General features: G+C 63.2%; 13 protein-coding genes. 10 read left to right on the top strand and 3 right to left on the bottom strand.

The genetic code is table 11. From position 1 onward, the window contains the following. The 10 genes from KQ940_RS15125 to KQ940_RS15080 all read left to right on the top strand — a co-directional run bounded on the left by KQ940_RS15125 (nucleotide 1) and on the right by KQ940_RS15080 (nucleotide 9,643). Nucleotides 1–363 (top strand): Na+/H+ antiporter subunit C, encoded by a 363-nt coding sequence (locus tag KQ940_RS15125; RefSeq protein ID WP_217414574.1) that lies wholly within the window; start codon nucleotides 1–3, stop codon nucleotides 361–363. Then, a complete protein-coding gene (locus KQ940_RS15120; protein ID WP_217414573.1) occupies nucleotides 364–1,872 on the top strand; it encodes a monovalent cation/H+ antiporter subunit D in 1,509 nt (502 codons plus the stop codon). It begins immediately after the preceding gene. Further along, a complete protein-coding gene (locus tag KQ940_RS15115) occupies nucleotides 1,869–2,372 on the top strand; it encodes a Na+/H+ antiporter subunit E (protein WP_217414572.1) in 504 nt (167 codons plus the stop codon). Before KQ940_RS15120 ends, KQ940_RS15115 begins: the two co-directional genes overlap by 4 nt. Further along, the gene (locus KQ940_RS15110) at nucleotides 2,366–2,635 is read left to right on the top strand and encodes a K+/H+ antiporter subunit F (protein ID WP_217414571.1); all 270 of its coding nucleotides are present in this window, start codon (nucleotides 2,366–2,368) and stop codon (nucleotides 2,633–2,635) included. The genes KQ940_RS15115 and KQ940_RS15110 overlap by 7 nt, the downstream gene beginning before the upstream one ends. A gap of 9 nt (nucleotides 2,636–2,644) precedes the next feature. Then, nucleotides 2,645–3,013, top strand: a complete 369-nt coding sequence (locus KQ940_RS15105) for a Na+/H+ antiporter subunit G (protein WP_217414570.1) — start codon at nucleotides 2,645–2,647, stop codon at nucleotides 3,011–3,013. Nucleotides 3,014–3,110: 97 nt separating this feature from the next. After that, nucleotides 3,111–3,989: a UTP--glucose-1-phosphate uridylyltransferase GalU gene (gene galU, locus KQ940_RS15100; protein ID WP_217414569.1), complete on the top strand. Its 879-nt coding sequence runs from the start codon at nucleotides 3,111–3,113 to the stop codon at nucleotides 3,987–3,989. Nucleotides 3,990–4,032: 43 nt separating this feature from the next. Then, on the top strand, nucleotides 4,033–5,664 hold the full coding sequence (gene pgi, locus KQ940_RS15095) for a glucose-6-phosphate isomerase (RefSeq protein ID WP_217414568.1): 1,632 nt from the start codon (nucleotides 4,033–4,035) through the stop codon (nucleotides 5,662–5,664). Between the two features lie 20 nt (nucleotides 5,665–5,684). After that, nucleotides 5,685–6,947 (top strand): UDP binding domain-containing protein, encoded by a 1,263-nt coding sequence (locus tag KQ940_RS15090; RefSeq protein ID WP_217414567.1) that lies wholly within the window; start codon nucleotides 5,685–5,687, stop codon nucleotides 6,945–6,947. Between the two features lie 21 nt (nucleotides 6,948–6,968). Beyond that, complete coding sequence (gene mnmC / locus KQ940_RS15085; RefSeq protein WP_217414566.1) at nucleotides 6,969–8,945, top strand: bifunctional tRNA (5-methylaminomethyl-2-thiouridine)(34)-methyltransferase MnmC2/FAD-dependent 5-carboxymethylaminomethyl-2-thiouridine(34) oxidoreductase MnmC1; 1,977 nt, start codon at nucleotides 6,969–6,971, stop codon at nucleotides 8,943–8,945. 29 nt (nucleotides 8,946–8,974) lie between these two features. Then, the gene (locus tag KQ940_RS15080) at nucleotides 8,975–9,643 is read left to right on the top strand and encodes a CBS domain-containing protein (RefSeq protein ID WP_217414565.1); all 669 of its coding nucleotides are present in this window, start codon (nucleotides 8,975–8,977) and stop codon (nucleotides 9,641–9,643) included. A gap of 4 nt (nucleotides 9,644–9,647) precedes the next feature. Here KQ940_RS15080 and KQ940_RS15075 read toward each other — a convergent pair whose 3' ends face one another. The 3 genes from KQ940_RS15075 to ligA are packed head-to-tail and all read right to left on the bottom strand — an operon-like array spanning nucleotide 9,648 to nucleotide 12,916. Further along, nucleotides 9,648–10,334, bottom strand: coding sequence for a DUF4126 domain-containing protein (locus tag KQ940_RS15075; protein WP_217414564.1), 687 nt, complete (start codon nucleotides 10,332–10,334; stop codon nucleotides 9,648–9,650). Nucleotides 10,335–10,346: 12 nt separating this feature from the next. Continuing rightward, nucleotides 10,347–10,565, bottom strand: a complete 219-nt coding sequence (locus KQ940_RS15070; protein ID WP_217414563.1) for a YheU family protein — start codon at nucleotides 10,563–10,565, stop codon at nucleotides 10,347–10,349. Further along, nucleotides 10,562–12,916, bottom strand: a complete 2,355-nt coding sequence (ligA, locus tag KQ940_RS15065) for an NAD-dependent DNA ligase LigA (protein ID WP_217414562.1) — start codon at nucleotides 12,914–12,916, stop codon at nucleotides 10,562–10,564. Before ligA ends, KQ940_RS15070 begins: the two co-directional genes overlap by 4 nt. Nucleotides 12,917–12,988: the final 72 nt, after the last annotated feature.

Below are 12,988 nucleotides of genomic sequence, written 5' to 3'. Positions count from 1 at the left end.
ATGGAGATGCTCTATGCACTGTGCGTCGGCATTTTGACCACCAGCGGTATTTTCCTCACCCTGCGTGGCCGGACCTTTCCGGTCGTTGTCGGGCTCACCCTGCTCTCCTATGCGGTGAACCTGTTTCTGTTCGCCAGCGGCCGCCTGGGCGTCGATGATGCGGCGGTACTGCAAGAGGGGCCGGCCAACTATACCGACCCGTTGCCACAGGCACTGGTGCTCACCGCCATTGTGATCGGCTTTGCCATGACCGCCTTCGCGGTCATTCTGGCGATGCGCGCCCGCGCCGACCTGGGCAACGATCATGTGGACGGTCGCCTGCCCACGATCCCCGACGAGTCGACCGCCAGGGAGAAGCCATAAATGGAACACTTGGCCATATTGCCGATTCTGATTCCGCTGCTCTGCGGCGTTCTGATGCTGCTGCCGCCGATCAGCGGACAGATCGCGCGTCAGCGCTCACTATCCCTGGCTGCGCTGGGCGTGCTGGTTTTGATTACACTGCGCTTGTTACTACAGGCGGACAGCGACGTGATACAGCTCTACGTGCTGGGCGACTGGCACCCGCCATACGGCATTGTGCTGGTGGCCGACCGCCTGTCGACGCTGATGCTGCTGCTCAGCTCGGTACTGGGGTTCGCCTGCATGCTTTACGCCTGCGCCGGGGACGACCGTCAGGGGGCGTATTTCCACCCGTTGTTCATGTTCCAGCTGATGGGGATCAACGGCGCCTTCCTGACCGGCGATATCTTCAACCTGTTCGTCTTCTTCGAGGTGCTGCTGATCGCCTCCTATGCCCTGCTGATCCATGGTGGCGGCAAACAGAAGACCCGCGCCAGCGTACACTATGTGGTGCTGAACCTGGTGGGGTCGTCGATCTTCCTGTTTGCGCTGGGCATCATCTATGGCACCACCGGCACGCTCAATATCGCCGACCTGGCGCAGAAGGTGAGTCAGCTGGATGCAGCCGAGCAGGCGATCGCCGGCGCCGGTGCCTTGATGCTGCTGGTGGTGTTCGGCCTGAAGTCGGCGATCCTGCCGCTGCAGTTCTGGCTACCGCGCACCTATTCCGCGGCCAGCGCACCGGTAGCGGCGCTGTTCGCGATTCTGACCAAGGTGGGGATCTACAGCATTCTGCGGGTGTTTACCGTGATCTTCGGTGAGGATGCCGGTGCCCTGGCCCAGATCGCCATCCCCTGGCTCTGGCCGCTGTCGATCCTGACACTCATCGCCGCCACCATCGGCGTACTCGCGGCCTCCAGCCTGCGCCAACTGGTCGCCCAGCTGGTGGTGCTATCCGTCGGTACCCTGCTGGTGGGGTTGGCAATGGCGCGCAGCGAGGCCACCGGCGCCCTGCTTTATTATCTGGTGCATTCGACTCTGGTCTGCGCCGGCCTGTTCCTGCTCGCCGACATGATCAGCCGCCAGCGCGGCAAGGCGGAAGACCGTTTCGTCGCCGCACGCCGTATGTGTCAGCCGGTCGGTATCGGCATCGCGTTCTTCATCGGCGCCCTGGCGATTGTCGGCCTGCCCCCCTTCTCCGGCTTCGTCGGCAAAGCCCTGCTGCTGAAGTCGGCGGCGCTGGAGGGAGAGGCGGCCTGGATCTATCCGACCATACTGATCGGGGGGCTGGCGGCGTTGATCGCCATGTCACGAGCCGGTACCACCCTGTTCTGGCACACCAGCCGCGAGCCCGACTCCTGCGAACCGGTGTCCAGACTGCAACTGACGGCGGTGTTCCTGCTGCTGGCCATCTCACCACTGCTGGTGATCTTCGGCGGTCCGGTATCCGACTTCACCTTTGACACGGCCGAGCAGCTGCACAACATGAGTCGAGCGCTGGGCCCACTGTTGCCGGGAGGTGGTTCATGATCAACGCCTTTACCCGCCGCTGGTTACCGATGCCGGCACAAAGCCTGATCCTGTTCGCGGTCTGGCTGTTGCTCAACAACACGCTGGCAGTCGGACACATTCTGCTCGGTGCCGTTCTGGCACTGGGTATCCCGTTGCTGGTGAGCCCCATGCAGTCACCCCAGCCCAGGGTGCGCTCCCACCTGCGGGCGTTGCGCTATGCCCTGATGGTGCTGTACGACATCCTGGTGGCCAACTTTGAGGTGGCGATGCGGGTTATCGGTCCGATGGGCAGGTTGCAACCGGCCTTTGTCGCATTGCCGCTGGATATCGAAGGCGCTGTGCCGATCACGATTCTGGCCAGCACCATCTCGCTGACGCCGGGCACGGTGAGCGCCGAAGTATCGGAAGACAGGCAGTGGCTCTATATTCACGTACTCCACCTGACCGACGAAGCGCAGTTGATCGCGCAGATCAAGTCCCGTTACGAGGCGCCGCTGAAGGAGATATTCGGATGCTGAGCACCACCATCGTCATCGTCAGCGCCCTGATCTGTGTCTCGTTGATCATGAATCTGATCCGTCTGCTTAGAGGCCCGGACCTGCCGGACCGCATCCTGGCGCTGGATACGCTGTATATCAACAGCATTGGCCTGATTCTGCTGTTCGGGCTGTACAAGGGCTCCGCGCTCTATTTCGAGAGTGCGCTGCTGATCGCGATGCTCGGCTTTGTCAGCACCGCCGCGCTGTGCAAATACCTGCTGCGCGGCGACATTATCGAGTAGGAGATGACCATGCCCCCTGTAATCGAACTCATCATCTGTGCATTCCTGCTTCTGGGCGGTATTTTCGTGCTGCTGGGCTCTTTCGGCCTGCTGCGCCTGCCCGACTTTTTCACCCGCCTGCATGCCCCGACCAAGGCCACCACCCTGGGTCTGGCCGGACTGCTGATAGGCTCCATGATCTACTTCTTCGCCGTCGAGCAGCGGCTGGTGGTACACGAACTGCTGATCACTCTGTTTCTGCTGATCACCGCGCCGGTCAGCGCGCACATGCTCGCGAAAGCGGCCCTTCACCAAAAGGTGCGCGCACTCAAACGCACCCAGGGGCAGGCGCTGTGCAACGCCGTCCGCAAGCGTCAGCCACCGCCTGCCGACAACTGATCGGCCCTCATAATCGATCGCTGAGCGGCGTCATGTGGGCGCTAACCGCTTTATGGTATTGTGTGCGAATTAATTTACCGAGTTACAAGGGTTCAAGATGCTGACTAAAGTTGTGATCCCCGTCGCGGGGCTGGGTACCCGTGTTCTGCCGGCCAGTAAAGCGATCCCCAAAGAGATGCTGACCGTGGTCGACAAGCCGGTGATTCAGCATGTGGTCGAAGAGGCGATCGAAGCGGGATTCCGTGAAATCATCCTGGTGACACGCAGCGGCAAACAGGCGATAGAGGATCACTTCGATCACCACTACGAGCTGGAGGTGGAGCTGACCCGCAAGGGCAAGCATGAGCTGCGTGCGGCAGTGAACGACACCATCCCCGACGATGTGGAGATCGTATCGGTACGTCAGCCGCAGGCGCTGGGCCTGGGCCATGCGGTGCTCTGTGCCGCTCATATCGTCGGCGACGACGACTTCGCGGTTATCCTGCCCGACATGATCATCGACAACCCGGATGGCAAGCGCGACCTGAGTGCGATGACCGCCCGCTATGCGGAGTCCGGCAAGGGCCAGATCATGGTCGAGTCTGTGCCGCAGGATCAGGTACAGCGTTACGGTATCGTCGACTGCGGCGGCAGCAAGGTGGAATCGGGCCAGAGCGCCGAGATCAAGGGGATGATCGAAAAACCCAAGGCGGAGGAGGCCCCGTCCAATCTGGCCATCGTCGGCCGCTACATTCTGCCGGCAAGGGTGATGCAGCTGTTGAAGGAAACGAAACCGGGTGCCGGCGGCGAGATCCAGCTCACCGACGCACTGCTGGCACTGACCCGGGAGTCGCCGCTGGAAGCCTACAACATGCGCGGCAAGATCTACGACTGCGGCAACAAGGCCGGTCTGCTGCAGGCCAATATCGCACTTGGGCTGCGCCATCCGGAAACCGGGGCGGCTCTGCGCGACTTCATCAGCGGTCTTACCCTCTGAGCAGGGATCCCAGGATCCTCTCGAACCCGGGCAAGGAGTTACCGTGACCCCCGATAGCTGCTGGAGCGACCTGCGCGATGCCGCGCAGGTGCTCAAATCCCGTCACCTGAGCGAACTGCTCGGTGACGATAACCGCTTCGATGCGCTGACCTTCGAGCACGACGGTCTGCTGCTCGACCTGAGCCGCCAGCGTCTGTTGCCGGAGACGCTGGATCAACTGGTCGCACTGGCCGATGCCTGTCAGTTGAAGCAGAAGATCGACGACCTGATCAGCGGCGAGCCGGTCAACTGCACCGAGGGCCGCGCAGCGCTGCATACGGCACTGCGTACGCCGGCCGGTAAAAGCCTGAGCGTGAATGGCGAGGATATTATCGCCGGCGTGCAGTCGACCCTGGCAAAGATGGAGGCCCTGGTCGCCACCCTGCACTCGGGACAGTGGCGCGGATACAGTGGCGAAGCGATCGACACCGTGGTCAATATCGGTGTCGGCGGATCCGATCTCGGCCCGCTGATGACCTGTCGTGCACTGAGTGACTTCAAACCGAAAGCCGCACAGGGGATAGAGCTGCATTTCGTGTCATCGATGGATGGCAGCCAGCTATCCGGACTGCTCAGTCGCCTCAATCCGGCCACGACGCTGTTCGTACTCTCGTCCAAGTCGTTCACCACCATCGACACTCTGGCCAATGCCGCGACCGCCCGCCAGTGGCTGGTCGATGCCAGCGGCCTGGACAGCGACGTGATTCTGCGCCACCACTTCATCGGTATTACCGCGCAACCGGAGAAAGCCGGCGAATGGGGTATCCCGAGTCAGAACCAGCTGCTGTTCTGGGATTGGACCGGTGGGCGCTATTCGATGTGGTCTGCGATCGGGCTGCCGATCGCGATCTCCATCGGCATGGAGGGTTTCCGCCGTCTGTTGGCCGGTGCCCACAGCATCGACACTCACTTCCACCAGGCACCGCTACGCGAAAATCTGCCCGTACTGCTGGCCCTGGTCGGCATCTGGAATATCAACCTGCTCGATATTCACGCCCATGCGATCCTGCCCTACGACGGTCGCCTGGCCCACCTGCCCGCCTATCTGGAGCAGCTGGAGATGGAGAGCAACGGCAAGAGCGTGCGTCTGGATGGCAGCGCCACCGAAGGACACACCTGCCCGGTACTCTGGGGCGAGATCGGCCCCAACGCCCAGCATGCGTTCTACCAACTGCTGCACCAGGGTACCGAGTCGGTGATGTGCGACTTCATCGTGCCGGCCAAGCGCTACACCGACCGCGGTCAGGAGCTGCAACAGCAGCACCGCCTGGCACTGGCCAACTGTCTGGCCCAGGCGCGCGTGCTGGCACTGGGCGACAAGGCGTTGGCCGACGACAGCGCGGACGCTGCGCCACCCTGGAAACGCTATCGCGGCAATCAGCCCAGCACTGTCATCCTGCTCGATGAGCTGACCCCCTATGCCCTGGGCCAGCTGATCGCCATGTATGAGCACAAGGTGTACACCCAGGCGGTTATCTGGGGTATCAATCCGTTCGATCAGTGGGGCGTGGAACTGGGCAAGAAGATGGCCACCGCGATGCTGGACGAACTTGACAATCCCGACCGCTCGGCGTCACTGGACAGCGCTACCCGCGGCCTGCTCCTGCGCATCAACACCCTGCGCGAGCAAGCCTGAGCGGATGACAGGAGCTGAGAATGAAGATCTGTGTATGGGGCGATGAGCTCGCCGCCTGGATCGCTGCGGCGCAGTTGGCGAGCTACGGCAACGATATCATCAAGGCGGGATCGGCGCTGGCACCGGCGGAGAGCGCCATCCGCATCGAGCCGGGGCTGATGGACCGGCTTGAGCAGGGCATTATCGGTGGCCAGATCCGCTCCAGCGAGGAGGAGGATCCGTTCTCCGCCGAGATCCATTGGCTCGCGATCGCCCCCGGCGAGCTGGAAGCGGCCGGCGAGATCGTCGCTCACCTGGCAGCGGTGCATCAGGGCTCGCTGCTGGTGGTCAACCAGAGTAACCTGGGCACCGGCGCCAGCGATCAGCTGCAGTCACGGCTGGATGAAAACAAGCAGCAGCACGTGGTCTATCTGCCGGACATGCTGCAGGGCGGTCAGGCGATGCGCCAGTTTGCCCATCCTGAGGTGATGCTGGTCGGTTGCGAGAACGACTCGGCCGGCACCATGTTTACTGCGCTGATGCGCCCGTTTACCCGTGAGGGTACCGAACTGCGGTTGATGAGTCGGCGTGAAGCGGAGTTCACCAAATTCGCCATCACCGGCATGCTCGCCCTGCGTCTGGGCTACATCAACGAGCTGGCGATGCTGGCGGATCACGTCGGTGTCGATATCGAGACCGTGCGCGATGGCATGAGCACCGACCAGCGCGTCGGCCCCTACTACCTGTCGCCCGGCTGCGGCTTCGGTGGCCAGCACTTTACCCAATATATCGAGGGTCTCGCCGGGTTGCTCAGCAAGACCCGCGGTTCGACACTGCTGGAAACCGTGCTCAAGCAGAACGAACAGCACAAGGAGCTGCCGTTCCGCAAACTCTGGCAGCACTACCAGTGCGATCTGCATGGCCGTCGCATCGCGCTCTGGGGTCTGGCGTTCAAACCCGGGGTGGCGACGGTGGAGAGCGCGCCCAGCCTGCGCGTGGTCGATGCGCTGCTGGCCCAGGGTGCGACCATCCAGCTGCACGACCCGGAGGCGCTGGAGGATTTCCGCTTCCATTACGGCGACCACCCCCAACTGGTGTACTGCGCCAAGCCATACGAGGCGGTAAACGGCGTGGACGCCCTGTTGCTGCTGACCGCCTGGCCCGAATACTGGTCGCCCAACTATACCGAGTTGCACCGCCTGATGCGCGAGCCGGTGATCGTCGACGGCCGCAACGTTTACGACCCTCAGTTGCTGCATGACCTGGGCTTCACCTACTACGGCGTCGGTCGCGCCAGCCACTGAAACGACTTGGATCCAACCCGATTGAACAGGCGCGACGAAAAATTGACACCGGCCGAGCTGAGCTGGCAGGACAACACCCCGGTATCGGTGCAGTTCGACGACATCTACTTCAACAAGGCCGGCGGACTGGCGGAGACCGAGTACGTATTCCTCGCCGCCAACCAGCTGGATACACGCTGGCGGGAGCTGGCGCCGGGGTCCCGGTTCACGCTGGCGGAAACCGGCTTCGGTACCGGGCTGAATTTCCTCTGTGCCCGTCGTCTCTGGCTGGCGCAGGCCCCGGAGTCGGCCCGGCTGCACTACATCTCCTGTGAAAAACACCCACTTCTGCCGGAGGATCTGGCCCAGGCGCTGGCGCAGTGGCCGGAGCTCGAGTCCGGCGCCCGTCAGTTGCTGACCTGCTGGCCTGCACCGCTACGCGGTTTCTATACCCTGGTGTTCGACGGCGGGCGCATCCTGCTGACCCTCGCCTTTGGCGACGCCGCCGAGATGCTGGCCGAGCTCGACGGCCAGGTCGATGCCTGGTTCCTCGATGGCTTCGCACCGGCGCGCAACCCCGGCATGTGGAGCCCGGAACTGTTCCAGCAGATCGCCGCCCATTCACACATCGGCACCACCTTCGCCACCTTTACGGCGGCGGGACTGGTCCGTCGCGGCTTGGCCGAGGTTGGCTTTGCTGTCAGCAAACTGCCCGGTTTCGGGCGCAAGCGGGAGATGCTCAACGGCCGCTTCGAATCCACCCCTGATGCCGCCCCGCAACGCCAACCCTGGCTGGCCCGACCGTCGCCGCTGGCCAACACTGAGCGACATGCCATTGTTGTCGGTGCCGGTATCGCCGGTTGCAGCGCTGCCGCCGCGCTGGCCCGACGCGGATGGCGGGTCGATCTGCTGGAGCGTAACGCGGCCCCCGCCCTGGAGGGCTCCGGCAACCCCCAGGGCGCGCTGTTTATCAAGCTCGCCACCCGGCCGACCCGGCAGAGCGAGCTGCATGTGGCGGGCTTGCACTACTCCGCGGCCCTGATCCGCAGGTTGGCCGATCAGCAACCCGAACTCGGCGATATCTGCGGCGTATTGAGCTTGGCGCTGAGCGACAAAGAGGCCCGGCATCAGCAGCAATTGGCCGACTCCGGGATCTATCCCGAGCAGCTGGCCCGTCAGGTTACGCAGCAGCAGGCCTGCGAACTGGCCGGGCTCGAGCTCAGCGCCGGCGGGCTGTACTTCCCCGAGGCAGGCTGGGCGTCGCCGCCGCTGCTGTGTCAGCGCCTGCTCGCCGACAGCACCATCCGTTGCCACTTCGATACGCCGGTGCAATCACTGCACTATAACGCGGAATCAGCCCATTGGGAGATCAACGGCGGTGCGCATTGCGCCCCGGTGGTGATCGTCTGCAGCGCGGCCGAAGCCAATCGTCTCGAACCGCTGGCCAGTTTGCCGCTCAAACCGATTCGCGGCCAGACCACGCAAACGGAGCAGCCCGAGCACCCGGCACCGCTGAAACGGGTGGTGTGCGGCGAGGGTTATATCTCGCCGGCGCTTGACGGCCGTTACTGCTTTGGCGCCAGCTTCAAACTGCATGACCTGGCGCTCGATATCCGCGCAGAGGAGCATCAGGCCAATCTCGACCTGCTCGAGCGGGCCATACCGGAGTTGGCCCGGGCGCTGGACATCACAAAGGCAGAGGGGCGCGTGGCCTACCGCGCGACGACACCCGACTACCTGCCGATCGTCGGCCCGGTGCCGGAGTTTGACTGGGTAGAGCAACGCTTCGCCCGTTTAAGACAGGATTCCAAGTGGCGCTTCGAACCCGGCATGCGCCACCTGCCCGGCCTGTACGTCAATGCCGGTCATGGATCGAAAGGGCTGGTCAGCTGTCCAATAAGTGCCGAGTTCATCGCGGCACTGGTGGATAACGCCCCCCTGCCACTTCCCCGCAGGGTGGCCGACGCGCTGAATCCGGTACGCTTCGTGATCAAGAATCTGATCAGACGGACGATATAGTACCAACAGTCCTTACGCGAGGTTACACCATGGCGTTGGTTGTCTATGACCAGGGGTATCGAATCCAGACCCCTGTCTCGGCGCTGTTCAAACCCAAGGGCGTCGATCAGCTGACCGAGCTCAGCCGTACCACATCGCTACCGGAAAGCGACGATATCGCCCGCGACGAAGCCAAAGAGCTCGAAGACGCCCTGGCCAATGCCGGTCGCCAGAGCCGGCAGCGACGCCTGCCGGGCGCCGAACAGCAACCGGAGAGTCCGAACACCTATGGCAATTCGGGCTATGGCGATCGCGAGCGGCGCAAGAAAGGACTTACGGCGCGGCAGTTGATGGTGTCGCCGGTCTACACCACGCGCACCGCCGACACCCTGAACAGTGCAGCGCAGAAGATGCAGGCACACAATATCCACCATCTCGCCGTTGTCGACGAGGAGGGTCTCCCGCTGGGGCTGCTGTCGGATCGGGATATCGAGCCCTATGGCAACAACTCCGCACTGCCGGTATCCCAGGCCTACCAGCGCCAGGTGATCGTTGCCGCGCTGGATACCGAGCTGTCGGTTCTCGCCGCCACCTTCGTCAACTATCCGGTCCGCGCCATTCCGGTTATCGATGAAGAGGAGCGGGTGATCGGCATCATCACCCGCTCCGACCTGCTGAGGCTACTGATCAATAACGCCCGGGTCGAAAGCTGGGCTTGAAAAACTAGCGGCCGTTCGAGCCCGGGGGCAGGCGGTTACTGCCAGGCGCTGCCGATGGCGGATCCGATTGGGGGGTCGTATTGCCGTTGCCCGAAAACAGACGACCAAGGAAACCGAACACCCGCTTGATCCCTCGCCACAGCTTGGGCAGTACCCAGATCAGGAACAGCACGAACAGGATCAGCGCACCGATAAACCACCAGGGGTGGTTGAGTGCCGTCCACAGCCCACCGATCACGATCAGGTCTTCGCTGATCGATGCCGTCCAGTTGGTCACCGGCTCCGGCGAGGTATTGATCATCACCCGCGTACCGGCCTTGAGACTGTGACTGCCGGCAGCGAGCGAACCACCGACCAGCGCCGCGGCCAGCCCCACCGCCGGTGACAGGTCACCTACGGCACCGGCTGCCAGCGCGGCGCCCGCGGGAATCCGAACGAAGGTGTGCAGGGTGTCCCAGCCGGTATCCACGCCGGGCACCTTGTCGGCAAAGAACTCCACGCAATACATCAATCCGGCCGCCATCAGCACCAGCGGATCGGAGACGATCTCCAGCCCCGGCGGCAGCGTGATATGGCCCATATTGGCCAGCACGCCCAGCATCAGCACCGTGGCATAGAGGTTGATACCGCTGGCCCAGGCAACGCCCATCGACAGCGCGATCAGGCTGGTGATCTGATCAAGTTGCTCCACGGCAACCTCCTTCTACTTATCTATCCTGTCCTTGGCGACTATAGAGCACTCAGCTGTACTTTCACTGAACAGCAACACGGCCTCGCCGGAACGCAGCCGCGCCAGCACCTGCTCGACGCGGCGCTCCAGCGAAACCTCACTTTCACCATAGTCGGTGCCGTCGCGGGTCACAAACTCCTCGATCAGCCCGCGCAGCGCCTCGGGCGACAGCTGCTGCCAGGGGACTATCACGCGCCCCGGCCCTCGGCGTCCAGCAGTGCCAGCAGCTGCGCCTCATCGAGTACGCGGACACCCAGCTGTTCCGCCTTGGCCAGCTTGGACCCGGCCTTGTCGCCGGCCACCACGGCCGAGGTCTTCGCCGATACGCTGCCCGCCACCTTGGCCCCCAATGCCTGCAGCCTGGCCTTGGCATCGTCACGGGTCAGGCTCTCGAGGGTGCCGGTGAGCACCCAGGTTTCCCCGGCCAGCGGCAGGCTCTGCAGCGGCTGCTCGGCCTTGCACTCCCAATGCATGCCAAACTCACGCAGCTGATGCTCCAACGCCCTGGCATTGTCACGCCAGTGCGCATCGTTCAGACGCTCCTGCAGCCCGACACGGGCCCTGCTGCCGAAGCGGGGGATGGCGCTCAGTGTAGCTTCATCGGCCGCGAGCAGTGCATCGAGGCTCAGGAAACGATCGGCCAACAGCGCAGCCCCTGTCTTGGCCACCCCGGCGATGTTCAGCTTGTCGATCAGCTCGGCAAAGCTGATGCTGCCCTGCAGTTCCGGCGCCAGTGTGCCCGGCTCGCCAGGCTTGACTCCAAGTGAAAGCAGATCTCCGATCACCCGGGTGTTGTGCTCATCCTGCATGAAGTTGTGAATCTCATGCGCCACCTCCAGACCGATATCCGGCAGCCAGGTCAGCAGTTCCGGCAGCGCCTGCTGTATCCTGCTCAGGCTACCCAGACTGTTGGCCAGTACCCTCGCGGTCTCCTCGCCGACCTCGGGAATCCCCAAGGCATAGATAAACTTGTCCAGCGTCACCGTCCTGCTGTCATCGATCGCTTTGATCAGGTTGTCACTGGAGAGCTCGGCAAAACCCTCCAGGCGCAGCAGCTGGCTTTTGCTCAAGCGGTACAGGTCGGCCGGCGATGCGACCATTTCGCGCTCCACCAGCTGATCGATATTCTTCTCGCCCAGGCCGTCGATATCCATCGCCTTGCGTGACACGAAGTGGATCAACGCCTGCTTCAGTTGCGCCTGACAGGCCAGACGCCCCACGCAGCGGTAGATCGCCCCTTCACTGACCTGCTGTCCGCTCTTGCCACGTTTGACCAGCTGGGTGCGCTCGATCTCCGAGCCGCACACCGGACAGTGTTCGGGCAGTTGCACCCGTCGCTCGTCGCCGGTGCGTCTTTCGGTAACCACGCTGACGATCTGGGGAATCACGTCACCGGCCCGGCGCACCATAACGTAATCACCGATGCGCACATCCAGGCGGGCGATCTCGTCCATATTGTGCAGCGTGGCATTGCTCACGGTGACGCCGCCGACAAACACCGGTTCCAGACGCGCCACCGGTGTTACCGCGCCGGTACGGCCGACCTGGAACTCCACGTCATTGAGACGGGTGATCTCCTCCTGGGCCGGGAACTTGTGTGCAATCGCCCAGCGTGGCGCGCGGGCGACAAAGCCCAGCTGCTGTTGCAGTTCGCGATCATCCACCTTGAATACCAGACCGTCGATGTCGTACGGAAGCAAGGCCCGCTTCCGCTCCATCTGCCGGTAGTACTCCAGACACCCCTCGGCACCCTCGACCACCCGCATCTCCGGGTTGATCCTGATGCCCCATTCTCGTAGCAGTCGCAGGGTTTCGCTGTGGCTGGCCGGCAGCTCTCCGCCCTCCACGATACCGGTGCTGTAGCAGCAGAACTCCAGCGGTCGCTTCGCGGTAATGGCAGGGTCGAGCTGACGCAAACTGCCGGCGGCGGCATTACGTGGATTGACGAAGGTCTTCTCGTCACGCGCCCTGGCCTCGGCGTTGAGCGCCTCGAAACCCGCCTTGGGCATGTACACCTCGCCGCGCACCTCAAGCCGTTGCGGCCACCCTTCGCCCATCAAGCGCAACGGAATATTGGCGATGGTACGCACATTGAGGGTGATATCCTCGCCGGTATAGCCGTCGCCGCGGGTGGCGCCGCGCACCAGCACCCCCTGCTCATAGATCAGGCTGATCGCCAGGCCATCGAGCTTGGGCTCGCAGGCGAACCGGAGTTTGGCCGTGTCCACGCCCTTGAGCCGGTCACCGATACGGCGGACGAAGGCGCGCAACTCGTCGCCACTGAAGGCGTTGTCGAGCGACAGCATCGGCAGCTCATGAGCCACCTCGGCGAAGCCGCCGCTGGGTTTGGCGCCCACACGCTGGGTCGGCGAATCGGGTGTGATCAGCTCCGGGTTGGCCTGCTCCAGCTCGCGCAGCTCGCGGAACAAACGATCGTATTCCGCATCGGGGATGCTGGGCTCATCGAGTACGTAGTAACGGTGGTTATGCAGATCGATCTGTTCACGTAGCGCCTGAATTCGCGCCGAAACGGAGGTGTTCATCGGTCAAAAGCTATCTCTGGAGGGGAGCCTGGGAAAGCCTGTCGTTCGCAGCCGCGAACGACAGGGCCATAC

The organism is Marinobacterium ramblicola, assembly GCF_019084545.1.
GTDB classification, from domain to species: Bacteria; Pseudomonadota; Gammaproteobacteria; order Pseudomonadales; family Balneatricaceae; genus Marinobacterium_D; species Marinobacterium_D ramblicola.
The sequence above is the reverse complement of the archived record's forward strand: the minus strand, read 5'-3'. Positions and strand labels throughout refer to the sequence as shown.

What these genes read in the sequence shown, in the direction of transcription:
- KQ940_RS15125 (WP_217414574.1), top strand. Translation starts at nt 1, where the DNA reads ATGGAGATGCTCTATGCACTGTGCGTCGGCATTTTGACCACCAGCGGT.
- KQ940_RS15120 (WP_217414573.1), top strand. Translation starts at nt 364, where the DNA reads ATGGAACACTTGGCCATATTGCCGATTCTGATTCCGCTGCTCTGCGGC.
- KQ940_RS15115 (WP_217414572.1), top strand. Translation starts at nt 1,869, where the DNA reads ATGATCAACGCCTTTACCCGCCGCTGGTTACCGATGCCGGCACAAAGC.
- KQ940_RS15110 (WP_217414571.1), top strand. Translation starts at nt 2,366, where the DNA reads ATGCTGAGCACCACCATCGTCATCGTCAGCGCCCTGATCTGTGTCTCG.
- KQ940_RS15105 (WP_217414570.1), top strand. Translation starts at nt 2,645, where the DNA reads ATGCCCCCTGTAATCGAACTCATCATCTGTGCATTCCTGCTTCTGGGC.
- galU (WP_217414569.1), top strand. Translation starts at nt 3,111, where the DNA reads ATGCTGACTAAAGTTGTGATCCCCGTCGCGGGGCTGGGTACCCGTGTT.
- KQ940_RS15090 (WP_217414567.1), top strand. Translation starts at nt 5,685, where the DNA reads ATGAAGATCTGTGTATGGGGCGATGAGCTCGCCGCCTGGATCGCTGCG.
- KQ940_RS15080 (WP_217414565.1), top strand. Translation starts at nt 8,975, where the DNA reads ATGGCGTTGGTTGTCTATGACCAGGGGTATCGAATCCAGACCCCTGTC.
- ligA (WP_217414562.1), bottom strand. Translation starts at nt 12,916, where the DNA reads ATGAACACCTCCGTTTCGGCGCGAATTCAGGCGCTACGTGAACAGATC.